Genomic DNA, 23550 nt, shown 5'->3' on the forward strand with positions numbered 1-23550 from the left:
GGAGCGAGATACCGTGCGCATCGCATTCGTCGGCAAGGGCGGCAGCGGCAAGACGACCCTGTCCGCGCTCTTCTCCCGTCATCTGGCGCGCTCCGGCGCACCCGTCCTCGCCATCGACGGTGACATCAACCAGCACCTCGCCCACGCCCTGGCGCCCGACGAGGACGTCAACCTCACCGTCCCGCCGCTCAGTTCGCACACCGCCGACATCAAGGACTTCCTGCGCGGCACGAACCCGCGGATCACCTCCCGGGACGCCATGGTCAAGACGACCCCGCCGGGCCGGGGTTCACGGCTGCTGCGGCTGCTCGGCGAGGACGAGATCCACACCCGGCACGTCCAACGGGTGGGCGGGGTACCGCTGATGGTGACCGGCGCGTTCGACGAGAGCGATCTCGGCGTGGCCTGCTACCACTCCAAGCTGGGCGCGGTCGAGCTCTACCTCAATCACCTCGTGGACGGCCCCGGCGAGTACGTCGTCGTCGACATGACGGCGGGAGCGGACGCGTTCGCCTCCGGTCTCTTCACCCGCTTCGACCTGACGTTCCTGGTGGTGGAACCGACCCGCAAGAGCGTCTCGGTCTACCGCCAGTACCGCGACCACGCCGCCGAGTTCGGCATCCCGATCGCCGTGGTCGGCAACAAGGTCACCGGCGAGGAGGACCTGCTCTTCCTCAAGGACCACGTGGGCGACCATCTGCTGGCCCACTGCGAGCAGTCCCCGTTCGTACGCGCCCAGGAACAGGGCCGCGCACCCGGTGAGCTGGAGCCGCACAACGCCCACACGCTGCGGCAACTGCGCACCGCCGTCGACGCCCGCGCCAAGGACTGGGACACCTTCCAGCGGCACGCCGTCGAGTTCCACCTCCGCAACGCCGCCGCCTGGGCCGACGCGGCCACGGGTGAGGACCTGGCCACCCAGGTCGACCCGGACTTCCGGCACGGCCCCGAGGCACTCGCCCCCGACGCCTGACGCCCTCCTCGCCCGCCCCTTCCACAGAAAGGACACCCGCATGTCGCTCGACGTCTCCCCGCACCTGCTGTCCGCAGCCGAGACCGGCGAGGTCCGGGAGGAGGACTTCGTGGCAACGGTCCGCGCCTCCCTGCCCTACGCCTACGATCTGGTCGCCACCCTGACCGCCGAACTACGCGCCGGTACCGCCGAGTTCGCCGACAACCAGACCCCGCCCCCGTCCGAGAGGGAACGCGGCCAGCTGCTGCGGGCGCTGTCCAGCGACGCGATCCGCGGCAGCCTGGAACGGCACTTCGATGTGGCCCTGGCGTTCCAGAACTGCCATCGGGTGGCCGTCTTCCGCCCGGAGTCCCGCGGCGGCGCGACCCACACCCGCTTCACCTCTCTGCGCTCGCAGATCCTCAACCAGTCGCCGGAGTTCCGGGACTGCTGACGGACCACCGCGCGGGGCTCAGCCGTAGTCGCGCCCCGTCAAGGAGGCCAACCCGTCCGTGAGACCGCGGCGGAACGCGGACCGTCGCTCCTGAGGCATGTCGAGCATCAGCCGGTCCTCGAGCCTCTGCACCTCCGGCGCGCACGCCGCCAGCAGTTCCTCCCCGTCCCGGGTCAGCCGCGCCTCCATGATCCGCCGGTTGCCCGGGGCGTGGGCGCGTTCGATCAGCCCGCGCTCCTCCAGCGAGCGCACGATCTCGTGCATCGTCTGCGGCCTGACGAAGGAGCGGCGGGCCAACTGGGCGGAGGAGAGCCCCCCTCGGCGCTGAAGCACGGTCAGGGCCGTGTACTGGAACGTCGTGAGCCCGTACGGCCGGAGCGCCTCGTCCATGAAGGAACGGATGGCCAGCTCGAGCTGCTTGACGAGATAGATCGTCAGCGGACCCTTGGGGTCCTCCGGACAAGGCCCGGCACCGGTGCCGGAATCCGGATCCGGGTCGACTGCCGCCGCCATCGTTCGCACCTCTTGGTCGCTAGTCGGGGAGGCCGGGCGAGGCCTTCGGGCAGGTCAACCGGCCGGTGACCTCACCCGGTAACCCACAGGTGGTAGTTCCAGGTCACGTCGGCGTGCCACGGTACCCCACACAGGCCATGGGGGATCCACAGAGTCATCCCGGTGGCCGGGGCACCGCCCCCGACGATGCCCCGGGGGTCCCGCCGTCGCCGAACGAGTCGCCCACCAGGTCCTGGCCGGCCCACGCCGCGCGTCGCATCGTCGGGGGCGGAACCCCCGGGGCATCGTCGGGGGCGGAACCCCCGGGGCATCGTCGGGGGCGGGACCCCCGGGGCATCGTCGGGGGCGGAACCCCCGGGGCATCGTCGGGGGCGGACCCCCGGGGCGACCTCCCTGCGGTCGGTCCCGGCCCGGCCCACAGCGACCTTCCGGCGGCCTTCCTCGCCCCGACCCCACAGCGACCATCCCAGGCGCGGGCCCACAGCGACCTCCCCGCGGCCATGCCCGGTCGGACCTCGGCCGCACCTCGGCCGCACCTCGGCCGCACCTCGGCCGCACCTCGGCCGCACCTCGGCCGCACCTCGGCCGCACCTCGGCCGCACCTCGGCCGACCTCGGCCCCCCGTGCGCCGCTCATCAGCCACCCTGGATCGAGCACCTGCCTGAGGCGACTCCAGACTTGGATCGATTCTTTTTCTTGAACCATTCGTGTTTATGAGGGTAGGTTGTGCGCCATGACCGCGCCCCAGCATCCGACCACCGCCGAGGAGCTACGCGGTGCCGGCCTGCGGGTGACGGCCGCCCGCGTCGCACTGCTCGAGACCGTCCGTAACGGCGACCACCTCGGAGTCGAGGCGATCGCCTCCGGAGTGCGCGACCGCGTGGGCCAAGTCTCCCTCCAAGCCGTGTACGAGGCCCTCAACGCGCTCAGCGCGGCGGGACTCGTCCGCCGCGTCGAACCGCCGGGCAGCCCGGCCCTGTTCGAGGGACGCGTCGGCGACAACCACCACCACCTCGTGTGCCGGTCGTGCGGTGTCGTCGCCGACGTCGACTGCGCGGTCGGCCACGCCCCCTGCCTGACCGCTTCAAACGGCCGCGGCTTCTCGATCGACGAGGCCGAGGTCATCTACTGGGGCCTGTGCCCCGAGTGTTCCACCGCCCGCAGTACAGCACCGTGATCCACCCCGTTCGGAAGGATTCCCATGTCGGAGAACCACGACGCAATCGTCACTGACCCGAAGCCGGAGGAGGCGGGTGGCTGCCCGGTCGCGCACGGTCGCGCCCTGCACCCGACCCAGGGCGGCGGAAACAGCCAGTGGTGGCCGGAGCGGCTCAACCTGAAGATCCTCGCCAAGAACCCCGCCGTGGCCAACCCCCTCGGCGAGGAGTTCGACTACGCCGAGGCGTTCAAGAGCCTCGACCTCCCGGCCGTGAAGCGGGACATCGCCGAGGTGCTGACGGACTCCAAGGACTGGTGGCCGGCCGACTTCGGTAACTACGGCCCGTTCATGATCCGTATGGCCTGGCACAGCGCGGGCACCTACCGCATCAGTGACGGCCGCGGCGGCGCCGGCGCCGGTCAGCAGCGCTTCGCCCCGCTCAACAGCTGGCCGGACAACGGCAACCTCGACAAGGCCCGCCGTCTGCTGTGGCCGGTCAAGAAGAAGTACGGCCAGAGCCTGTCGTGGGCCGACCTCATGATCCTCGCCGGCAACGTCGCCCTGGAGTCGATGGGCTTCAAGACCTTCGGTTTCGCCGGCGGCCGTGCGGACGTCTGGGAGTCGGAGGAGGACGTCTACTGGGGACCCGAGACCACCTGGCTCGACGACCAGCGCTACTCCGGCAACCGCGAGCTGGAGAACCCGCTCGGCGCCGTCCAGATGGGCCTCATCTACGTCAACCCGGAGGGCCCGAACGGCAACCCGGACCCGATCGCCGCGGCCCGCGACATCCGTGAGACGTTCCGCCGGATGGCGATGAACGACGAGGAGACCGTCGCCCTGATCGCGGGTGGTCACACCTTCGGCAAGACCCACGGCGCGGGCCCGGCGGACCACGTCGGCCCCGACCCCGAGGCCGCCCCGATCGAGGCGCAGGGCTTCGGCTGGGCGAGCACGTACGGCACCGGCAAGGGCGGCGACGCGATCACCAGTGGCCTGGAGGTCACCTGGACCGCCACGCCGACCCAGTGGAGCAACGGGTTCTTCAAGAACCTGTTCGAGTACGAGTACGAGCTGACGACGAGCCCGGCCGGCGCCCACCAGTGGGTGGCGAAGAACGCCGAGGCGATCATCCCCGACGCGCACGACCCGTCGAAGAAGAAGCTCCCGACGATGCTCACCACTGACCTGTCGCTGCGCTTCGACCCGGTCTACGAGCAGATCTCGCGTCGCTTCTACGAGAACCCCGAGGAGTTCGCGGACGCCTTCGCGCGCGCCTGGTACAAGCTGACCCACCGTGACATGGGCCCGAAGTCGCTGTACCTCGGCCCGGAGGTCCCGGAGGAGACCCTGCTGTGGCAGGACCCGCTGCCGGAGGCCGAGGGCGAGCCCATCGACGCCGCGGACATCGCGGCCCTCAAGGCCAAGCTCCTCGACTCGGGGCTGACCGTCTCTCAGCTGGTGTCCACCGCGTGGGCGTCGGCCTCGACCTTCCGCGCCAGCGACAAGCGCGGCGGTGCCAACGGTGCCCGCATCCGCCTCCAGCCGCAGGCCGGCTGGGAGGTCAACGAGCCCGACAAGCTGGCGCAGGTGCTGCGTGTCCTGGAGGGCATCCAGCAGGAGTTCAACTCCGGCGCCAAGAAGGTCTCCCTGGCCGACCTGATCGTCCTCGGTGGCGCCGCCGCCGTGGAGAAGGCCGCCAAGGACGCCGGTCACGACATCGAGGTGCCGTTCACGCCGGGCCGTGTGGACGCCACGGACGAGCACACCGACGCGGAGTCCTTCGCCGCGCTGGAGCCCACCTCCGACGGCTTCCGCAACTACCTGGGCAAGGGCAACCGCCTGCCGGCCGAGTACCTGCTGCTCGACAAGGCGAACCTCCTTTCCCTGAGCGCGCCCGAGCTGACCGTCCTGGTCGGTGGCCTGCGCGTCCTGGGCGCCAACTACCAGCAGACCCCGTACGGCGTCTTCACCGACACCCCGGGCAAGCTGACGAACGACTTCTTCGCCAACCTGCTCGACCTGGGCACGACGTGGAAGTCGATCTCGGAGGACCAGAACACCTTCGAGGGCCGCGACGACGCGACGGGCGAGGTCAAGTGGACCGGCACCCGTGCCGATCTGGTCTTCGGATCCAACTCCGAACTGCGCGCGCTCGCGGAGGTCTACGCGAGCGATGACGCGAAGGAGAAGTTCGTGACCGACTTCGTCGCGGCGTGGACGAAGGTCATGAACCTCGACCGGTTCGACCTCGTCTGATCCGTCGACGTCGTCAGGTCAGTTCGTTGAGAACACGTTCGGGCCGGCCCACACGGGCCGGCCCGAACGGCTTTCCCCTCCCGCCCACTTAGCGAGCCAAGGCGAGTGCTCCGGTCGCTCAGCTCGTCACACGGAAGGTGGCGTCGTTGCGCCCCGTCGCGGTGGTGATCGGGTCGAGCCGCAGTTGGAAGGCATAGTGCCGGATGTACCGGTCGGCGTGGTTGTACGACTGGAACGACGACCATGCCGAGTCGGCGAGCCCGGCGACGTGACGGAAGGTGGCGTCCTCCGCGAACTGGGTGGTGCCGTCGTCATGGGCCAGCTGGAAGTCGAATCCGGAATGGCGCAGGAAGTACCCGGGGAAGTTCACCGACTCGAACGAGACGGTGCCGGAACCCGTCAGGCCGGTCCGCGGCCGGAACTGGGCGTCCTGGGCAGGGCTGACGTTCGCGTCGATGCGCACGTCGAAGTTGGTGTGCCGTACGTACCGGTCCTGGAAGTTGAACGACTGGAGCCGGTTGATCGCGGTGTTGGGCCAGCGTGCCTGCACGCGGCTCTCCTCGGCCGCCGTCAGGTTCAGGATCGAGCCGTGACGCTTCTTGGTCCCGCCCATGTCGTAGCTTCCCGACGCCGGAAGCCGGTAACTGCCGGAGGTGGCCGGGCCGGTCGTCAGGACGGGCAGGTAACCGCGTCCGGAGGCGTACTGGTCGAGGTACAGGGCCCATTCGTCGCGGTCCCTGAACTTCATCCACATCGGTCCCTCGACCTGTGAGCCGGTGAGGCCGATGCCGGAGAGGTTGCCGAGGGCGGTCCACGTTCCGAGGATCGAGTTGCTGCCTTCGAGCGTGATCTGACCGTCGCCGGAGGCCCGCACGTAGCGGTAGGTGCCGACACCCGCCGGCACCTCGACGATCTGGGTGTCGATGATGCCCTGGGTGCCGGGGCGGTCGATGTAGAGCTGCGGTGTCGTGATGGTGCGGAAGTCCGTCGTACGGGCGTAGTAGATGCGGTGCTTCAGCACGCCGCCCACGGTCGCGTTCGTCGCCCAGTACAGGACGTAGTCGTTGGTCTGCGGGTTCCAGATGGCCTCCGGCGCCCACGCGTTGCGTCCGTCGGGGATGGCGCCGGCGACGTTGAGCAGCCGCGGCTGCGACCAGGTGACCAGGTCCGTCGACTCCCACACCACGAGATGGCGGCTGCCGTTGGACGTCGCGTCCCCCCATGACTGCCCGCAGCCGATGCACAGGTCGGTCGCGATGATCCAGTACCGGTCACCGCCCGGCGAGCGAACCAGAGCGGGGTCGCGCACACCACGCGTACCCACCGTGGAGCGCAGGGTCATCCCCCCGCCGTTGAGGTCGTTCCAGTGCAGACCGTCCGTGCTGTGCGAGAAGTAGATCTGCTGACCGGTCGCCCCCTCCCCGATGAAATGCGTCATCAGATAGCCCGGGTCGGCGGCGGAGGCCCGCTCGGGTGTGGTCACGGCTTGAGATGCGAAGAGCAGGCAGGCGGCGACCAGTATCGCCGCCAGCCGAGCGAGAACCGCGGGCATGTACGTCTCCTGTCAGGAACCGTTTGACAGCAATGTCCGAAACCTCGAACACCGTGCGGAACGTCGACCAGAAGATAGGTATCAGTCATGAACGCGTCAATAGACCGGCCGGTTCGGTTTCCGAACCATCCGGCCACCCAGGACAGTCAGGGATCACCGGCTCATTCCCGACCCTGACACCGAGCCGCGAGTTGCCTGACAGGAAAATACCCCCCGGGGTATTTGACGACCCACCCTCGGACACCGTACTCTCGTCGACAAGAAACCCCCGGGGGTATTTGAGGAGGTAATCAAGTGGCCCGTGAAGCAACGCAGGAGACGTTCGCCGCGGCCTGGGCCGACGGCGGACTCGTGGTCGACGTACGGGAGGCCGACGAGTACGCGGCCGGGCATGTGCCGGGCGCGCGACTGATGCCGCTGCGCACCGTGCCCGTCCGGTGCGACGAACTGCCCGCAGACCGGCGGGTGTACGTGATCTGCGCCGGCGGCAACCGCAGCAGGACCGCCGCGGAGTGGATGAATTCCCGCGGTATCGACGCCTACTCCGTGGCCGGCGGCACCGGCGCCTGGGCCCGCGCCGGGCACCCGATCACAGCCGGCCACCACGAGCACGCGGCCTGAGCGACTCCGCTCTCAGCCTTCGCCGCGGCCACCGACCACCAGCCACTGAGGACCACCAGCCCCAGCCGCTGAAGACCACCGACCACCAGCCCCAGCCACCAGCCCCAGAGGCTGTTCAAGCGGTACGGGCTGCCGCCGGTGTACTGGCACGGCATGCTCACCGGCCGTCTCTGACCGGTCGGGCCGGGACATCCCCGACTCGGGCCGGCCACCCCCGCCCCACGCTTCCAACCTCGAACCTCGAACCGAGGTGGACCAGACGCCCGTAAATACCCCCCGGGGTATTAGCCCCCAGGCCCCATTCTTCCGACACGGAGGTCACCCGAAGATGTTCTTCGCCCAGTACTACCTCGACTGTCTCTCCCAGGCGTCGTACATGATCGCCGACGAGACCACCGGCAGGGCCGTGGTCATCGACCCACGCCGTGATGTCTCCGAATACCTCACCGACGCGCAGACGCACGGTTTCACCATCGAGGCCGTCCTCAACACCCACTTCCACGCCGACTTCCTCGCCGGCCATCTGGAGCTGGCCGACCGCACCGGCGCCTGGATCGGCTACGGACAGCGCGCCGAGGCCGAGTACCCCATCCGCAAGCTGACCGACGGCGAACGGATCAGCCTCGGCGACGTCACTCTGCGGATCCTCGAAACTCCCGGCCACACACCGGAGTCGATCAGCATCCTGGTGTACGAGCACGCCGACGACACCGTCCCCTACGGCGTCCTCACCGGCGACGCCCTGTTCATCGGCGACGTCGGCCGCCCCGACCTGCTCGCCTCCATCGGCGTCACCGCCGACGAACTCGGCCGCATGCTCTACGACACCATTCAGCACAAGCTGATGGCGCTGCCGGACGCGGTGCGGGTCTTCCCCGCGCACGGCGCCGGATCCGCCTGCGGCAAGAACCTCTCCACCCAGCGGCAGTCCACCATCGGCGAGCAGCGCGCCACCAACTACGCCTGCCGGCCGATGAGCGAGGAGAAGTTCGTCGAGCTGGTGACGGCGGGGCAGCCGTCCGCGCCCGCCTACTTCGTCTACGACGCCATCCTCAACCGCAAGGAGCACGGCCTGTTCGACGCGGCCGCCGCGCCGCGACCGCTGTCCGCCGAGGAGTTCCTCCGGCGACGCGCGGCCGGTGCGGTCGTGGTCGACGCCCGCTCCCCGCAGGACTTCGCCGCCGGTCACCTGCGCGGCTCGGTCAATGTGCCCGCCGACGGGCGCTTCGCCGAGCAGGCCGGCATGGTCGTCACCCCCGAGCAGGACGTCGTCGTGGTCGCACCCCAGGACCGCGAGGAGGAGATGGTCACCCGGCTCGCCCGCATCGGCTTCGACAAGGTCGGCGGCTACCTGCGCGAGCCCGAAGGCGCCTTCCCCGCACTCGCCGACCGGATGCGGCAGGCCAGCCGGCTGACCGCCGACGAACTGCGCCGCCTGCTGGACGGCGAGGACGCGCCGCTCGTCCTGGACGTGCGCAACACCGCCGAACGCGAAGAGGGCTTCATCGAGGGCTCGCTGCACATCCCGCTCGCCGAACTCGCCCGCCGCGCCGACGAGATCCCTGCCGACCGGCCCCTCGTCGTCCACTGCGCGGGCGGCCACCGCTCATCCATCGCCGCCAGCCTGCTGCGCCACAAGGGCCGCACCGACGTCTCCGACCTGCTCGGCGGCTACGGCGCCTGGCTCGCCCAGCCGGCACCCGCCGGCGCCTGACCCACCCCACCCCCGGGCGGCAACCCCCGCGCCTGACCCACCCCACCCCCCGGGCGGCGGCCCCGGCGCATCGGACCGCCGCCCGCCCCGATCAAGACAACGCTTCAAGGCGACAAGGAACCCCGATGACCACCCACGCCGACAAACCACGACTCGACCCCGCCGCCCTCCGCGACCTGATCCGGGACGGGAAGGGCCCGCGCCTACTGGACGTACGCACGCCCGGCGAGTTCCGCACCGCCCACATCCCCGGCTCCTACAACGTGCCCCTGGACACCCTGCGCGAGCACCGCGCCGAACTGCTGCACCACCTCGACGAGGACGTCGTCCTCATCTGCCGCTCCGGCGCCCGCGCCGCCCAGGCCGAACAGGCCCTGGCTGAAGCGGGGCTGCCCAACCTGCGTGTCCTCGACGGCGGCGTAACGGCATGGGAGACCGGCGGAGGCTCGCTCACCCGCGGCCCGGAACGCTGGGACCTGGAGCGCCAGGTCCGCCTCGTCGCCGGAACCCTCGTCCTGGTGAGCGGCGTCGCGGGCCTGTTCCTGCCCGGGCTGCACCTGATCGGCACGGCGGTCGGGGCAGGGCTGGCCGTCGCCGCGCTCACCAACACCTGCGCCATGGGCATGCTGCTGGCGAAGCTTCCCTACAACCGTGGCCCCCGCGCGGACCGCGACACCGTCGTCGCCGCCCTGCGGGATTCCTCGTGATCGCCGTCGTCATCGCCGCGTCCCTGCTCATCGGGGTCAGCCTCGGCGTCCTGGGCGGCGGCGGGTCCATCGTGACCGTGCCCATCCTGGTCTACCTGGCCGGCATGGAGGCCAAGGAGGCCATCGCCACCTCGCTGTTCGTCGTCGGCGTCACCAGCGCCGCCGGCGTCGTCTCGCACGCCCGCGCAGGACGTGTCCGCTGGCGCACCGGGCTGCTGTTCGGCCTGGCCGGCATGACCGGCGCCTACGCGGGCGGCCGCCTGGCCGAGTACATCTCCGGCACCGTGCTGCTGATCGCCTTCGCCCTCATGATGATCGCCACCGCCGCCGCCATGATCCGGGGACGCAAGCAGCAGCCGAAGAAGGGCCGCCACGACCTCCCCGTGCTCCACGTCCTCGCGGACGGCATCGTGGTCGGCCTGGTCACCGGACTGGTCGGCGCCGGCGGAGGTTTCCTGGTCGTCCCCGCCCTCGCGCTGCTCGGCGGGCTCCCCATGAGTGTCGCCGTCGGCACCTCACTGCTGGTCATCTCCATGAAGTCCTTCGCGGGCCTGGCCGGTTACCTCGCGAGCGTGCACATCGACTGGGGGCTCGCGGCCCTCGTCACGGCGGCCGCCGTCGTCGGCGCACTGGCCGGCGGCCGTCTCGCCGGGCGTATCCCGCAGGACGCGCTGCGCAAGTCCTTCGGATGGTTCGTCGCCGTCATGGGCGTCTTCGTCCTCGGCCGGCAGATCCCCCCCGGACTGCGCCACACCCTGCTGACCAGCCCCTGGACCTGGTCCTCCGTGGCCGCGGCGGCGGGGATCGTGTTCGGCTGGTACATGGTGCGCGGCTCCGACGGACGCACGCCGCGGGGGGCAGGCGACGCCTCGGCACCGTCGGACGACGCGAGCGGGCGGACCGTCTCGCGCCTCATCCCTCCTGAGATCCGGTGGACGACACGGAAGCCGTGAACCTCGTGAACGTCGTGCCGTCGTGCCGTCGTGCCGTCGTGCCGTCGTGCCGTCGCGAGCACGGAAGCGGCTGCGACCCGGACGGCGGCACCAGTATGGGCGAGGATTCCACTCACGCGGAGGGATGAGGGGCACAGGATGGACGCAGCAAGCTGGGACGAGCGGTACCGGGGCAGCGAACTGGTGTGGAAGGCGGAACCCAACCGGTTCGTCGAGCAGGAGTTGGCCGGCCTGCAGCCGACCGGGCGGGCCGTCGACCTCGCGGCCGGGGAGGGGCGCAACGCGGTCTGGCTCGCGGAGCGCGGCTGGGAGGTGGACGCCGTGGACTTCTCCGCCGTCGCGCTGGAGAAGGCCGAGCGACAGGCCGCCGACCGTGGTGTGCGGCTGCGGACCGTCCACGCCGACCTCACGCTCTGGACGCCCCCGGAAGCGACGTACAACCTGGCATTGATCGCCTATCTGCACCCGCCCTGGCCGGACATGACCCAGGTGCTGACCCGGGCCGGCGCTGCCGTGCGCGAGGGCGGAACCCTGCTGCTCGTCGGCCATGACGCGGCCAATCCCGAGCGCGGCCACGGCGGCCCGCAGGACCCACGCGTGCTGTACACCGCCGAGCAGGTCGCCGACCTGTGGCGGCCGTACGCCGACATCCTGCGGGCCGAGACGGTCCCTCGGACAGTGACCGATGTTGACGGCGCCGGCCGTACGGCCCTCGACGCGCTCGTCCGTGCCGTGCGGCGATGACACCGTGCCGCGGGGTCATTCGCGGCTCACGACGCCGTCACGGTGGGAGGTGGACCGAAGCCGGGCAGCGTTCCGGCATCTCAGGTGTAGATGATCTGGCCGCCGGCGGCGTGCTCGTAGAAGCGGCAGGCCGACGGGGCCCGGGTAGTGGCCGGGCAGCGGCTCGGTTTCGTAGTTGAAGTCGATGAGCAGGGCCTTGTGGAAACCGGTCTCCACGAAGCAGTTGGCGTGCCCGTCGTAGGAGGCGTCCAGCGGCTGCCCGGCGACGAAGCGTCCGATGTTGTGCACGAGCGTCCCGGCCTCGAAGTGGGCCACCGACCCGGCCTTGGAGGCGGGCAGGCCCGCCGCGTCCCCGATGGCGAACACCTCGGGATGGCTGGGGAGTTGGAGGGTGCGCGGATCGACCGGCACGAAGTCCAGTTCGTCGCCCAGGCCATCGGATCGCCCGACGTACTCCGCGCCGCCGTGCAGCGGGACGACGACCGCCAGGTCGAACGGCACCTCCCGTTCGTCGTACGACACCAGCCGGCCGCCCGGGCCGTCGACCTCGCCCAATGTGAACTCGGTGACCAGCTCGATGCCCTTCTCCGCCAGCAACCCGCCCAGCGCCTTCGCCGCGACCGGCTTCGTGAAGGCGGCGTCCAGAGGGGTGGCATAGGTCAGCCGGACCTTGTCGCGGATGCCGCAGCGCTGGAAGTACCAGTCGGCGAGGAAGGCGAACTCCAGTGGCGCCACAGGGCACTTGACCGGCAGGTCCGCCACGTCGACCACCACGCGGCCACCGTCGAAACGCTCCAGAGCATGGTGCAGACCGACGGCTCCGGGCAGGTCGTAGAAGGTGAAGACGTTCTCGCCCCAGCCGGGACCGGTCAGTCCCTCGGTCTCCTCCGGCAGCAGCCGGGCGCCGGTGGCGACCACGAGGACGTCGTAGGACAGCCGGATGCCACCGTCGAGGGACACCGTCCGCTCGCTCAGGTCGACGCGCTCGATCCGCGCCCGCTTGTAGTCGATGGCTGTGTTCAGCTGCCGCCGTCGAGGGACACCGTCCGCTCGCTCAGGTCGACGCGCTCGATCCGCGCCCGCTTGTAGTCGATGGCTGTGTTCAGCTGCCGCCGGCGGGAACGGACAAGGTGATGCGGCTGGGCCGGCCCGAACGGCAGGAACAGCAGGCCGGGCTGGTAGACGTGGTCGTCGTCCTGATCGACGACCGTGATCCGGATGTCCCGCTCGTCGTACGCGCGGTGCAGGCGGTTGGCCGTCATGGTGCCTGCGGTTCCGCCTCCGAGAATCACCACATGCTTGCTCATGTCCTCACTGTCATGCGGCAGGTGAGGCCGGGACATGGGCCGCTGGTCCCCACCCCAGTACCCACTGGGGTATGGCTGGACCGGGACGACGACTCCACCGGGCCACCGGCCGACTTCGAGCCCATGCGCGGGTTCGTACTGCCGCCCGTCCGCCTGGAACAAACCCGAACCGACACCGGTTGGGTGACGGGAGCAGTCATGAGTTGACGTCATCATCAAGGGTCGACGCCATCCCGAACCCGGACGTACAGTACCCCTAGGGGTATGCGAGGAGTGAGCGTGGAACTGGAGCTCGAGGGTGCGGACCTGAAGGCCGTGCTGAACCGGCTGCGTCGCGCGCAGGGCCAGATCTCCGGTGTGATCCGGATGATCGAGGAGGGGCGCGACTGCGAGGACGTCGTCACCCAACTCGCCGCCGCCTCCCGCGCGCTCGACCGGGCCGGTTTCGCGATCATCGCGACCGGCTTGCAGCAGTGCATGGCGGACATCGAGTCCGGCCGCAAGAACGGCGAGGACGGCGAGGACGGCGTGCGGATGCGCGCCCGCCTGGAGAAGTTGTTCCTGTCCCTGGCGTAGCGCCCGCCCCGGGTCTGTGGGTTTCGGGGCGGAGGATCGCGGCCCCGACGGACGGCCCGATGACCGCCCGGTCCAAGGCATCGACCGTACCGGCACATACCGCCGGCGCAGCCTCGTCATGCCGTTGCGGCGGCCGGGCCGGGCGGCGGCGCGGGGGCCGGGCTCGGCGCAGCGGTGTTCCCTTCCAGTGAGCCCCGGGGTATTTTTCAGGGCCGAAAGCCGTGGGAAATACCTCGTGAGCACCTCGCACCCGGCCGGACTCCCGTCCCACGCCACGCGAGCCGACGAGAGCGTCATGACTGACGGGCTCTCTCCTTCTCCGGCCGGTACACCGGGCTGTCCGCGTTTCTGACCCCGTGGCCGTCATGTTGCCGCTCGGGCGGCAGGTCAGCAGCTTGAGGTGCTGCGGGATGCCCGGCGCAGCGTTCCCGCCACCGAGCCGACCCGGGCGCTATTCGTACGGGCCGACCCGGTGGGCCGGTGATAAGGCTGGACATCAGCAACGACTCGTCGCCGAGTTTCACCCCGTGCGCATCGGCGTCCGACCCCGGACGCCTGCCGGGCTGTGGCTCAGGCGTCGATGATGACGGGGATGATGAGGGGCTTGCGGCGGTGGGTGCGGAACGCCCAGTTCGCCACGGCGCGGGCGAGAAGCTGTTCGAGTTGGCGCGCGTCTCCGACGCCTTCCTCGGCCGCGGTGGCCAGGGACTTCTCGATGACCGGGATGACCGGATCGAAGGTGGCGTCGTCGTGGACGAAGCCACGGGCCAGGAAGTCGGGGGCCTCGGCGAGGGCGCCGGTGTCCGCGTCGACGATCGCCACCACCGTGATCACGCCTTCGGCGGCGAGGGTGAGGCGGTCCTTGAGGGACGCTTCGGTGGCGCCGCCGACTTCCATGCCGTCCACGTAGACGTTGCCGGCGGAGACCTTGCCCGTGATGGACGCGCGGCCGTCGACGAGGTCGACGACGACGCCGTCCTCGGCGATGACGACCCGGTCGGGGTCGACGCCGGTGCGGATGGCGAGGTCGGCGTTAGCCCGCAGGTGGCGCCATTCGCCGTGCACGGGCATGACGTTGCGGGGTTTGACGATGTTGTAGCAGTAGACGAGTTCGCCGGCGCTGGCGTGCCCGGAGACGTGCACCTTGGCGTTGCCCTTGTGGACGACGTGGGCGCCCCACCGGGTGAGTCCGTTGATCACCCGGTAGATGGCGTTCTCGTTGCCAGGGATGAGAGAGCTGGCGAGCAGGACGGTGTCGCCCTTGCCGATGCGGATCTGGTGGTCGCGCGTAGCCATCCGTGACAGCGCGGCCATGGGTTCGCCCTGGGAACCGGTGCACACCAGAGTGATCTTGTGGTCCGGGAGCTTCTCCAGCTCCTTGGTGCTCACGACCAGACCGGAGGGGACCTTCAGATAGCCCAGGTCACGGGCAATGCCCATGTTGCGGACCATCGACCGGCCGACGAAGGCGACCTTGCGGCCGTGCTGGTGGGCGGCGTCCAGGACCTGCTGAATGCGGTGCACGTGGCTGGCGAAGCTGGAGACGATGACCCGGCGTGGCGCGGTCCGCATCACCTGCTCGATCGCCGGGTTCAGCTCACGCTCGGAGGTGGTGAAGCCGGGCACTTCGGCGTTCGTGGAGTCGGTGAGGAACAGGTCCACGCCCTCCTCGCCGAGGCGGGCGAAGGCGCGCAGATCGGTGATGCGGTCGTCGAGAGGGAACTGGTCCATCTTGAAGTCGCCGGTGTGCAGCACCATCCCGGCGCCGGTGCGGATCGCCACCGCGAGGCTGTCGGGGATGGAGTGGTTGACCGCCACGAACTCGCAGTCGAAGGGCCCGAAGCCACGCCGGTCACCCTCCCGCACCCGCACCGTGCGCGGCCGGATCCCGTGTTCCTTGAGCTTGGCCTCCAAGAACGCCAGCGTCAGCTTGGAACCGACGACGGGAATGTCGGACCGCTCGCGCAGCAGGTACGGCACACCGCCGATGTGGTCCTCGTGGCCATGGGTGAGGACCACAGCCACGATGTCGTCCAGCCGGTCCCGGATCGAGGTGAAGTCCGGCAGGATCACGTCGACGCCGGGCTGGGTCTCCTCGGGGAACAGCACGCCGCAGTCGACGATGAGCAGCTTGCCGGCGTGCTCGAAGACGGTCATGTTGCGGCCGATCTCACCCAGGCCGCCCAGGGCGATGACCCGCAGCCCTCCTTCGGGAAGGGGCGGGGCGGCTTTCAGTTCAGGGTGCGGATGACTCATACCCTGACGGTACCCGCAGGACGGAACGAGATGATCCGTTGCCTGTGTGATCTCTCCGCACGACGGAGCGGGGCACCGGCAGCGCCTGTTGCGGGACGATCGGATGACGTCGGCGGCCGGACGGGGAGGGGCCGAGGTGGTAGCGCCTTCGGTGGGTAAGCCGTGAGCCCGGTGGTGCCGGCGAGGATTTCGTGCCTCTTGTCGTGGTGGCCGGCCTCCGCGGCTCCCGGCGCGCCTCGTCGATGGCCCACTCGGTGTACAGCAGCGCCCGAGTGCCGTCGGCGCTGTGCCCGAAGTGCGCCCGATCTTGCCCCGGGTGCCCGCCGGCCCTCGGCTGGGCGACGATCACGGCGTCCCCAGGCCGCGCTGCCACTCGGCTCCATGACGTCGAAGGCCGTGAGCAGGCAGCCGGGCGTGTGAGTCTCGTCGGCTACGGCGAGACCAAGGTACCGGCGGTATCGAGACGGCCGCTGAGGGCGGCTGTTTCAAGCCGCTGCCGCGCCCAAGGGCCGCAGCCGTGCCATTACACACCCGTCCTCTCGGCAAGCCCAACTGACCGTCGACTCCTACCACCCACCGGCCGAGTCATGCCCGGATTCGTTCGATCACAGGTCACTGCTCGAACGTCCCGAAGTTATTCGGATGCTTGTGTGTGCCGACTCGGCCGGGTCAGACACTCGTCCATGCTTCGATGACGGCGTTACGTCCGGCCGCAATCGGGCGACTTGTGGTCCGCGTGGAGGACGCGCCAGGCGGTGAGTTCCAGATCCTGGAGCTGTGAGGGCAGCCCCAATCTTTGTTCCATCCGATCTGCGAGGAGGGATGCGCGGGAGGGGAACTCGGGAAGCAGTGGCGGTCCTTGGGCGTAGTGGGCTGAGATGCACGCTCGGGAACCTTGGACTTCCCGTGGCCAGGCGGCTTACACGCCTTCCGCCAGCCCGGTTGGTGGCAAGACCGACCTCGATGGAGGCTGTCACGGGCAGGCTCTTAGCATGATCGGATGGTTGCCGATGATGCCCAGAAGAACGAGACAGGACGGGAAGTTGCGTCTGGGGACGACGTAGCCGGTCTCCGCGGCGGATCACATCATGGCAGTGCCGGGGATGAGTTTCACCCGGTTGGCGATCTGGCCGAGTGGGCGGCCGACCTGGTCGAGCCGCTCAAGCCGAAGCTGCGTGGCTGGCTCCATGCCGCGATGGTCCCTGCGTCGGTGAGCGCCGGCATCGTCCTCGTCTGCCTGGCCCGGACCCAGCAGGCGACCCTGGCCTGCACCGTGTACTCCGTCACCGCCTGGCTGCTGTTCGGGACGAGCGCCGTTTACCACCTGGGTACCTGGGGGCCGATGGGTGAGGCCGTCCTGCGTCGCCTCGACCACGCCAACATCTTTCTGATCATTGCCGGGACCTGCACCCCTCTGGCTGTGCTCCTCCTGCCTCCCGACCGGCGAAACCTGCTGCTGTGGATCGTATGGACGGGCGCGCTGACCGGTATCGCCTTCCGCGTGCTGTGGGTCAACGCTCCCCGCTGGCTGTACACCCCCTGCTACCTGGCCCTGGGGTGGGCACCGGTGCGTTACCTGCCCGACTTCTTGCACACCGGCGGTGCGGCCGTGGTCACCCTGACAGTGACCGGCGGTCTCCTCTACAGCGCGGGCGCGGTGGTCTACGCCGTCCAACGCCCCGACCCCTCGCCCCGCTGGTTCGGCTTCCATGAGGTGTTCCACGCCTTGACCGTGGCGGCCTTCACCGCGCACTACATCGCCATCTCCCTCGCCGTTTACTGACCAGACAGCAGGCGCATTCACTACTGCGGCGCGGTGCTGTCGCCGCACTCGCGGCCTGATCAACAACTGGGGCCTTGTGGGGGATGCCTGGAGGGACGCGGCGCCCGGGTAGGGAGCATGCCAGCCGCCTCACCCGTTGCGGCGGCGCCGCGACCGGGGCCGGAGGGGACTGAAATGCCGGTGGAGCCGTTCGGACACGAGCACCATCTCTGCGGGCCACAGCCCGGCCACGCGCGGGTGTGACAGCCCGCCGATACCGGGGCCCGCTCACCTCAGGCTGTCGCCGATGGACTGGACGATCCGCCGGTGCGGCGGTATTCGGCGTTGATGCGCTGGGCTTCTTCGAGTTGATCTTCGAGGATGACGATCCGGCATGCGGCCTCGATCGGGGTGCCCTGGTCGACGAGCTCACGCGCGCGGGCCGCGATGCGCAGTTGGTAGCGGGAGTAGCGGCGGTGACCGCCCTCGGAGCGCAGTGGTGTGATCAGCCGCGCTTCGCCGATGGCGCGGAGAAAGCCGGGAGTGGTACCGAGCAACTCGGCGGCCCGGCCCATCGTGTAGGCGGGGTAGTCGTCGTCGTCGAGACGGCTTAGCGACTCGTCTGCTGTCATCTCACCTCTCTGGGTAATGCGTCGAGGGGCCTTGGTGCCGTTGGCACCAAGGCCCCGAAGGAACTGCAACACCATCTGCCGGCCCTAAAGCTGCGCCGGCCTTCTGTTTCCGCCCCGCCGCCTGATAGTCCGACGGGAGTGCGGGGATCGCGGATGCGTGACCGGAGACCACCTACCTATCGATGTCCTGCGGTACCCGGGCTCGCGTCTTCCGCCCGGGCGATCCTGATGGTGCCTGACTCCTCCGTTCTTCCTGGAACCAACCACTTGCCAACAGGACTGCGTCCTGCTGGTACTGCAACCGCGTCAACTGCGGTCCTGCTCACGGCGGCCCCTCGTCACTTCGGGCCACCCGGTCCGGTCGTCAGTCCCGTCGCCGTCGTACAAAAACCTGGCTTCGAAAACTCCACCACCACACCGTCATACGTGGACCGCTGCCCGGCAGTTCGTGTCTGCCGAGCCCTGCTCGATCTCGACTACGAGAGAAACCATAATCATGAGGACACCGAATGTCTACTCCAGCGAGGATAGATTTGCTGCGGCTCGACGATGAAGTCTCCCGCTGCGCCGAACTGTGAATGCCGGGGGCCGTCCGCAGCGCAGGTCCGCGCACGGATGAGGCCCAGAGCCGCATGCGGAGCTTCCCGTGGCGCCGCCGACCGGCGCGGCGCGTCGACCGCGACTCAGCCCCTCCGGGGAGCACGGTGGCCCGGTGAGTTGGCGGGCGGGGCGCAGGGTCGGGTGGGCAAGGGCCGGGTATGCACGATCCTCAGACGAGGGTGCCCCCGATGTAGACGATGTCCGTCAACGCCACAGCACCCCGTTCCAAGCGGCCGTTGCCGACGCACGCGATACCGCACAAGCGTTCATCGAAGACCTGCGGCAGCCGAACGGCAGCAGACAAATGCCTCGAAGCACACCCCTGGCTCGCAGCCGCCGCACATACGCCCCCTCACCTGTAGTGCGGCACCAGGGGAGCCGTATGCGCCAGCCTCGCCCGGTTGCGCCACCGTCCAAGCCGCCTGCGCGGGCCGGTGTATAGGATCCGATCCCATGCCGAAGCCTGACGAGCTGCTCGTTGCGATAGCCGCCCTCGTGGAGTCCGGACAGAGCAATCAGATGTCCCTGACCGTGGTCACCAGTGGTGCCGTCATCACCGGTCGGCTGGCTCCAGGAGCCATGTGGAGGCAAAGGGTGTCTGACGTGCTGACGGACTCCGCCGACCTAGGCGAGTTCTCCGCCGTCTTCGACACCCCCGCCAAGAAGGACGGGCCGCCCACACATCTGCATTTCCACGTCGCCCGGATCCTGCAGGGCACGGTGGGGATTCCGGAGACAGGCGGGATGTACCGCGTCGCGATCGAGGACGTCAGTGCCTGGACCGTGGGCGACTTCAGCTACTCCGACCACTGACCCGCCGAGACACGGCACACAGTGAGGCCTCACCGGCACACGCCGGTCGGGCCTCACCGCCCGGTTCGGCTCACACCTGCCCGTACGTCAGGCGGACAGGAGGAGCGCCGAGCGGTGCGGACACCGACTCGTACGGGCCTGTCATGGGCGCGGATGCGGCGGTAGGGGCGGCACGTGAAGCCGAGTTGGGTCATGGCCCGGAGGACTTCGCCGGTGCTGAAATCACGCCGGTCTGACCGGTGAGACCTGGCCGACCTGCCAGGCGGGGTAGTGGCGTCGTCCGATGATGACGAACGCACCGGTGACCGACTCAGTTGTGACTTCCTTCATCGATTCCGCCACGCCGCTCGCGGTCGACTTCCAGCGGCATAGGTGCCGCCGGGTGAGCACTTGAAGTTTCGGGAACCGCAACCGCAACTGACATCGACAGTAGCCCGCCGCAGCGGCCTGTGTACGGTGAAGATTCCTCCTCCACCCAATGCGACAGAGGCTTCGGGGCGAGTCCGGTCTTGGCGACGAGGCCGCCAAAAAAGGTCGTGCGGACGGACCACCTCACCGCTCGCGCCGGCCAGAAGAATTCCCTGCCTTCGGCGCCGCCCCGTCCCGGACTTCCTTGTGCTGTGTGAGAGGTCATGGCCCCCTCCCCACCGTGAGACGAGCGGGTTGACCCGGGGGCGGGCGGGCCCTCCGATGCGTCGACGGGGTGCGCGCACCCGGCCCTTGATCCGCTTGCCCTGGCGGACTCTCCCAGCGTGTTCATCTCCTTGGGTCGCCCGATGCGTTCTCGACGAGCCCGGCCCGGCTCGCGATGAGCGCCGCCTCCACCCGCGTGCGGACGTCGAGCTTGGCCAGCAGTTTCTGCACGTGCGTTTTTACGGTGCTCTCCTCGACGCGCAGTCGGCGGGCGATCTGCGCGTTGCTCAGGGCGTGTCCGACCAGGACGAGCACTTCGCGTTCCCGCGGTGTCAGGCCGTCGGGCAGCGTGACGACCCCGATGCCGTGGCTGGACGCTCGGGCGATCAGTCTTCGGGTCGGGCCCGGTGAGACGAACCCGTCACCGCGGGCGACCGCCCGGATGCCGTCCAGCAACGTGGCCGCGGGGTCGTCCTTTAGCACGAACCCCGTGGCTCCGGCCTGCAACGTCCCGAACAGGTACTCGTCGAGGTCGAAGGTCGTGAGCGCGAGGATGGCGGGCGGACCTGCCTGGGCCGTGATCCGCCGAGTGGCCGCGACGCCGTCCAGCCGCGGCATACGCACGTCCATGACCACCACGTCGGGGCGTAGCCGGGCGGACAGCTCCACCGCGGCCACCCCGTCGGCGGCCTCTCCGACGACCACGAGATCGGCCTCGACATCGATCATCATGCGCATGCTGGTACGCACCAGATGCTGATCGTCGGCGAGCAGCACGGAGATGGTCACTGGTGCCATGCAGCCCCCGTCGGAAGGGGCAGCGTCGCATCGACCCGCCAGCCGCCGTCCGGCCGGGGGCCCGCGGTGGCCGAGCCTCCGCACAGCGCGGCGCGTTCCCGCATCCCGATGAGCCCATGACCGGCGGTCGGGCTGGTCCGCGGCCCGCCCTGGGGAGCTCCCTCGTCGTCGACGCGGATGCACAGCCGATCCCTGCCGTAGTCGAGACTGACCGTCGCGCGTGGTGGCCGGGCGTGCCGAGCCACGTTCATCAACGCCTCTTGGACGATGCGGTAGGCCGCGAGGTCGACCATATGGGACAGGGGGCTTGGCTCGCCGCGGGTCACGACGTCCACCGCGGCGCCGGCCCGGCGCACCTGGTCGGCCAGCGCCTCGACCTCCCGCAGCGAAGGCTGCGCCACGAGGTCGGCGGCGGCTTCGTCGTCCCGGAGCGAGTCCAGCGCGCCGCGCAGCTCGCCCAGCGCGGCGCCGACCTCCCGGCCGATCTCGGCGAGGGCCTCGCCCTCCGGGGTGTGCCGGTCCTGGTGGACATGGCCGACGGCCGTGACCCGCATCGCCACCGCACTGAGCCGGCCAGCCACCGCGTCGTGCAACTCACGGGCCAGGCGCAGCCGCTCGTCGCGAGCAGCCGCGCGGGCGTCCAGCTCCCGCAGCCGTTCGGCCTGCTCGGCCTGCGTGGCGGCCAACTGGACGCGGCTGCGCGCCGCATCGGCCATCGCCACCACCACGACGGGCATGAAGCCGAAGACCGCCGTGTCGTAGAGGAGCCCCACCAGCCCGAAGTCGTACGCCTCGGCGGTCCACAGGACGCGATAGGCGTCCGCGGCAACGATCGCGCCCAGCGCGGCGATGGCTGCCAGTCGTAATCGAGCCGTGCCCGCTGCGATCGCGCTGAACGCGGCGACCCACACGCCTGCCTGCGCCAGGGCCGGCGTCGGCGTGACCTGGTCACCCGGCCAGGCCGACGTGACCAGGTACCCCAGGCCGACCAAGGCCAGAGCTGTCATCGGACGGGCGCGGCGCCACAGGACGGCGAGCGCGAACACGGCCGCGGAAACGGCGAGGAGCACGGACCGGGCCGTCGTCCGCTCGAACCACAGCAGTTCCCCCAGGTCGATCGAGGCCGCGACCACCGCCAGCCCTGCCACGGCCACGACGCCGCTACGGGGCGCCGACGGAGGTCCTGTCGGCCGTCGCTTGCTTCTCGTCCTCATCGCGCTTTTCCTGTCGCCTGCGGTCGGCTCGTTGGAAGGGGACGTTGACCGCCCAGCGCCAGACGAGTTCGAACGGGCCTTGGCGGAAGTGCCGCAGCCACCACCAGGCGCCGAGCATCAGCAGGGCGCTGATCGCCGCCCAGGACAGCACCGTACCAAGGGGGCCGAACGGTCCCAGGTCAAGTCCCCACTGGGAGAAGGCCACTATGGCGACGACGTTCTGCAGCATGTAGCACGACAGCGCGGTGCGGCCGACATCTGCGAGGCGGCGGCTGAGGAACCCGGAGCCGCCACGGCGGCGCAGCAGGATGAGGATCAGCCCCAGATAGCCGAACGCCACGATCGGAGCGACGGTGTAGCGGGACAGTGCCCCGATGATGTCCTTCCCCGGCAGGGGCAGATATTCCCACGCCGTCAGCGTTCCGCCGATGGTCAGCCCGCCCACCGCGAACCGGCGGCTCATCGCGTGCGCCCGCGCGTCGCCCCTGAACAGTCCCGCCCGCCACAGCAACACCCCGCACAGGAAGAGGAACGCCGACAGGGGTGGGGCAATGATGAACGCCTCCTCGCGAAGGGCCCAGAAGTTCCCCATCCGATCGGCGACTTCGGCGAAGTAGGTCGTGGGCACTTCGCCATCCCAGGCGCCGCCGAACGCGCCCCCGCCGAACCCTTCCGCCCAGTCGTCGTCCCCGCCACGCCCACCGGCGGATCGGCCCGCCATCATGCGGTTGAACTCCAGCGCCAGGTGCAGTGCCCCGGCGAGCACGGTCGCCACCACCAGCCAGCGGGTACGCAGGAGCAGCAGCGGGGCGATCACCATGCCGACCAGCGCGTAGCCCATGAGGATGTCGAACTGCACGACGAGCGCGAAGTGGATAAAGCCGTCGGCCAGCAGCAGGAGCGAGCGCCACTCGTACCGCCACGGCCAGCGCAGCCCGTTCCGGACCGCCGACTCGAACTGGATCGCTATGCCCACGCCGAACAGAATCGACAGGAGCCCGAGAAACTTACCGTTCGAGATGGCGTTCGACAGTGGACTCAGGAACTCCTCGGACTTGCCGAGCAGGTAGACGGGATCGCCCCCGGAGCCGATGGCGAAGATCCATATGTTGGTCAGCAGCGTTCCGATGATGGCGACACCGCGCAGCACGTCCAGCGACTGTACGCGCCGACTCGCCTGTGCTTCTTTCGACTTGGTTTCCCTTGACACCAGGCGAAGCTATGGCGGCGGTGCCCGCGGACACGTCAGACCGACGTACAAGACCGCCTCATCACTTCGGCGGAGGGACGACCCTCAGAAGGGATGACGCCGGCTGACGCCGCTCCGCATC

21 protein-coding genes and 1 pseudogene are annotated in these 23550 nt (G+C 69.7%); 12 read left to right on the forward strand and 10 right to left on the reverse strand.

From position 1 onward, the window contains the following. Positions 1-13 precede the first annotated feature (13 nt). Both EF387_RS02810 and EF387_RS02815 read left to right on the forward strand, forming a co-directional pair. Positions 14-973 carry an ATP-binding protein gene (locus tag EF387_RS02810; RefSeq protein ID WP_128374852.1) on the forward strand — a complete coding sequence of 320 codons (960 nt, stop codon included), beginning with the start codon at positions 14-16 and terminating at the stop codon, positions 971-973. A 40-nt stretch (positions 974-1013) separates the two neighbouring features. Continuing rightward, positions 1014-1406, forward strand: coding sequence for an SCO5389 family protein (locus tag EF387_RS02815; RefSeq protein WP_128374853.1), 393 nt, complete (start codon positions 1014-1016; stop codon positions 1404-1406). An 18-nt stretch (positions 1407-1424) separates the two neighbouring features. Here EF387_RS02815 and EF387_RS02820 read toward each other — a convergent pair whose 3' ends face one another. Next, positions 1425-1919, reverse strand: coding sequence for a MarR family winged helix-turn-helix transcriptional regulator (locus tag EF387_RS02820; protein ID WP_128374854.1), 495 nt, complete (start codon positions 1917-1919; stop codon positions 1425-1427). Positions 1920-2652: 733 nt separating this feature from the next. On the opposite strand from EF387_RS02820, the gene EF387_RS02825 reads away from it, so the two are divergent. Beyond that, positions 2653-3096, forward strand: coding sequence for a Fur family transcriptional regulator (locus EF387_RS02825; protein WP_128374855.1), 444 nt, complete (start codon positions 2653-2655; stop codon positions 3094-3096). A gap of 24 nt (positions 3097-3120) precedes the next feature. Beyond that, on the forward strand, positions 3121-5337 hold the full coding sequence (katG, locus tag EF387_RS02830) for a catalase/peroxidase HPI (protein WP_128374856.1): 2217 nt from the start codon (positions 3121-3123) through the stop codon (positions 5335-5337). Between the two features lie 118 nt (positions 5338-5455). Here the strand turns inward: katG and EF387_RS02835 are convergent, their stop codons facing one another. Further along, positions 5456-6889, reverse strand: coding sequence for a glycoside hydrolase family 43 protein (locus tag EF387_RS02835; protein ID WP_128374857.1), 1434 nt, complete (start codon positions 6887-6889; stop codon positions 5456-5458). 294 nt (positions 6890-7183) lie between these two features. On the opposite strand from EF387_RS02835, the gene EF387_RS02840 reads away from it, so the two are divergent. The 5 genes from EF387_RS02840 to EF387_RS02860 all read left to right on the forward strand — a co-directional run bounded on the left by EF387_RS02840 (position 7184) and on the right by EF387_RS02860 (position 11628). After that, a complete protein-coding gene (locus EF387_RS02840) occupies positions 7184-7510 on the forward strand; it encodes a rhodanese-like domain-containing protein (RefSeq protein ID WP_128374858.1) in 327 nt (108 codons plus the stop codon). A 328-nt stretch (positions 7511-7838) separates the two neighbouring features. Further along, the gene (locus EF387_RS02845) at positions 7839-9224 is read left to right on the forward strand and encodes an MBL fold metallo-hydrolase (RefSeq protein WP_128374859.1); all 1386 of its coding nucleotides are present in this window, start codon (positions 7839-7841) and stop codon (positions 9222-9224) included. 125 nt (positions 9225-9349) lie between these two features. Continuing rightward, on the forward strand, positions 9350-9931 hold the full coding sequence (locus EF387_RS02850) for a rhodanese-like domain-containing protein (protein ID WP_128374860.1): 582 nt from the start codon (positions 9350-9352) through the stop codon (positions 9929-9931). Beyond that, the gene (locus tag EF387_RS02855; RefSeq protein WP_128374861.1) at positions 9928-10884 is read left to right on the forward strand and encodes a sulfite exporter TauE/SafE family protein; all 957 of its coding nucleotides are present in this window, start codon (positions 9928-9930) and stop codon (positions 10882-10884) included. Before EF387_RS02850 ends, EF387_RS02855 begins: the two co-directional genes overlap by 4 nt. Before the next feature lie 138 nt (positions 10885-11022). Next, on the forward strand, positions 11023-11628 hold the full coding sequence (locus EF387_RS02860; protein ID WP_128374862.1) for a class I SAM-dependent methyltransferase: 606 nt from the start codon (positions 11023-11025) through the stop codon (positions 11626-11628). Between the two features lie 15 nt (positions 11629-11643). On the opposite strand, the gene EF387_RS02865 is transcribed toward EF387_RS02860, so the two are convergent. Together EF387_RS02865 and EF387_RS47980 are read right to left on the reverse strand one after the other, a co-directional pair. Further along, complete coding sequence (locus EF387_RS02865; protein ID WP_338058079.1) at positions 11644-12651, reverse strand: NAD(P)/FAD-dependent oxidoreductase; 1008 nt, start codon at positions 12649-12651, stop codon at positions 11644-11646. Continuing rightward, positions 12648-12935, reverse strand: a complete 288-nt coding sequence (locus EF387_RS47980; RefSeq protein WP_238431309.1) for a tryptophan 7-halogenase — start codon at positions 12933-12935, stop codon at positions 12648-12650. The genes EF387_RS02865 and EF387_RS47980 overlap by 4 nt, the downstream gene beginning before the upstream one ends. A gap of 279 nt (positions 12936-13214) precedes the next feature. On the opposite strand from EF387_RS47980, the gene EF387_RS02875 reads away from it, so the two are divergent. After that, positions 13215-13511, forward strand: coding sequence for a metal-sensitive transcriptional regulator (locus EF387_RS02875; protein WP_128374864.1), 297 nt, complete (start codon positions 13215-13217; stop codon positions 13509-13511). Between the two features lie 570 nt (positions 13512-14081). Here the strand turns inward: EF387_RS02875 and EF387_RS02880 are convergent. After that, positions 14082-15767: a ribonuclease J gene (locus EF387_RS02880; RefSeq protein ID WP_128374865.1), complete on the reverse strand. Its 1686-nt coding sequence runs from the start codon at positions 15765-15767 to the stop codon at positions 14082-14084. 1171 nt (positions 15768-16938) lie between these two features. Between EF387_RS02880 and trhA the strand changes: the two genes are divergently transcribed. Beyond that, positions 16939-17550: a PAQR family membrane homeostasis protein TrhA gene (trhA, locus tag EF387_RS02890; protein WP_238431318.1), complete on the forward strand. Its 612-nt coding sequence runs from the start codon at positions 16939-16941 to the stop codon at positions 17548-17550. A gap of 272 nt (positions 17551-17822) precedes the next feature. Here trhA and EF387_RS02895 read toward each other — a convergent pair whose 3' ends face one another. Further along, positions 17823-18161 carry a MerR family transcriptional regulator gene (locus tag EF387_RS02895; protein WP_128374867.1) on the reverse strand — a complete coding sequence of 113 codons (339 nt, stop codon included), beginning with the start codon at positions 18159-18161 and terminating at the stop codon, positions 17823-17825. Between the two features lie 1053 nt (positions 18162-19214). Between EF387_RS02895 and EF387_RS02900 the strand changes: the two genes are divergently transcribed. Then, on the forward strand, positions 19215-19574 hold the full coding sequence (locus EF387_RS02900) for a hypothetical protein (protein WP_128374868.1): 360 nt from the start codon (positions 19215-19217) through the stop codon (positions 19572-19574). Positions 19575-19644: 70 nt separating this feature from the next. On the opposite strand, the pseudogene EF387_RS47985 reads toward EF387_RS02900, so the two are convergent. The 4 genes and pseudogenes from EF387_RS47985 to EF387_RS02920 form a co-directional block, all read right to left on the reverse strand. After that, positions 19645-19904 (reverse strand): annotated as a pseudogene (locus EF387_RS47985) (SCO5918 family protein). A 426-nt stretch (positions 19905-20330) separates the two neighbouring features. After that, positions 20331-21005: a response regulator gene (locus EF387_RS02910; RefSeq protein ID WP_128374869.1), complete on the reverse strand. Its 675-nt coding sequence runs from the start codon at positions 21003-21005 to the stop codon at positions 20331-20333. Beyond that, positions 20993-22153 carry a sensor histidine kinase gene (locus EF387_RS02915; RefSeq protein ID WP_128374870.1) on the reverse strand — a complete coding sequence of 387 codons (1161 nt, stop codon included), beginning with the start codon at positions 22151-22153 and terminating at the stop codon, positions 20993-20995. Before EF387_RS02915 ends, EF387_RS02910 begins: the two co-directional genes overlap by 13 nt. Before the next feature lie 13 nt (positions 22154-22166). Beyond that, positions 22167-23429, reverse strand: coding sequence for a DUF418 domain-containing protein (locus EF387_RS02920; RefSeq protein WP_128374871.1), 1263 nt, complete (start codon positions 23427-23429; stop codon positions 22167-22169). Between the last annotated feature and the right edge of the window lie 121 nt (positions 23430-23550).

Source organism: Streptomyces cavernae, assembly GCF_004023625.1.
Classification (GTDB): Bacteria; Actinomycetota; Actinomycetes; order Streptomycetales; family Streptomycetaceae; genus Streptomyces; species Streptomyces cavernae.

What these genes read in the sequence shown, in the direction of transcription:
- EF387_RS02815 (WP_128374853.1), top strand. Translation starts at nt 1,014, where the DNA reads ATGTCGCTCGACGTCTCCCCGCACCTGCTGTCCGCAGCCGAGACCGGC.
- EF387_RS02880 (WP_128374865.1), bottom strand. Translation starts at nt 15,767, where the DNA reads ATGAGTCATCCGCACCCTGAACTGAAAGCCGCCCCGCCCCTTCCCGAA.
- EF387_RS02900 (WP_128374868.1), top strand. Translation starts at nt 19,215, where the DNA reads ATGCCGAAGCCTGACGAGCTGCTCGTTGCGATAGCCGCCCTCGTGGAG.
- EF387_RS02860 (WP_128374862.1), top strand. Translation starts at nt 11,023, where the DNA reads ATGGACGCAGCAAGCTGGGACGAGCGGTACCGGGGCAGCGAACTGGTG.
- EF387_RS02825 (WP_128374855.1), top strand. Translation starts at nt 2,653, where the DNA reads ATGACCGCGCCCCAGCATCCGACCACCGCCGAGGAGCTACGCGGTGCC.
- EF387_RS02910 (WP_128374869.1), bottom strand. Translation starts at nt 21,005, where the DNA reads ATGGCACCAGTGACCATCTCCGTGCTGCTCGCCGACGATCAGCATCTG.
- katG (WP_128374856.1), top strand. Translation starts at nt 3,121, where the DNA reads ATGTCGGAGAACCACGACGCAATCGTCACTGACCCGAAGCCGGAGGAG.
- EF387_RS02835 (WP_128374857.1), bottom strand. Translation starts at nt 6,889, where the DNA reads ATGCCCGCGGTTCTCGCTCGGCTGGCGGCGATACTGGTCGCCGCCTGC.
- EF387_RS02895 (WP_128374867.1), bottom strand. Translation starts at nt 18,161, where the DNA reads ATGACAGCAGACGAGTCGCTAAGCCGTCTCGACGACGACGACTACCCC.
- EF387_RS02820 (WP_128374854.1), bottom strand. Translation starts at nt 1,919, where the DNA reads ATGGCGGCGGCAGTCGACCCGGATCCGGATTCCGGCACCGGTGCCGGG.
- EF387_RS02850 (WP_128374860.1), top strand. Translation starts at nt 9,350, where the DNA reads ATGACCACCCACGCCGACAAACCACGACTCGACCCCGCCGCCCTCCGC.
- EF387_RS47980 (WP_238431309.1), bottom strand. Translation starts at nt 12,935, where the DNA reads ATGAGCAAGCATGTGGTGATTCTCGGAGGCGGAACCGCAGGCACCATG.
- EF387_RS02845 (WP_128374859.1), top strand. Translation starts at nt 7,839, where the DNA reads ATGTTCTTCGCCCAGTACTACCTCGACTGTCTCTCCCAGGCGTCGTAC.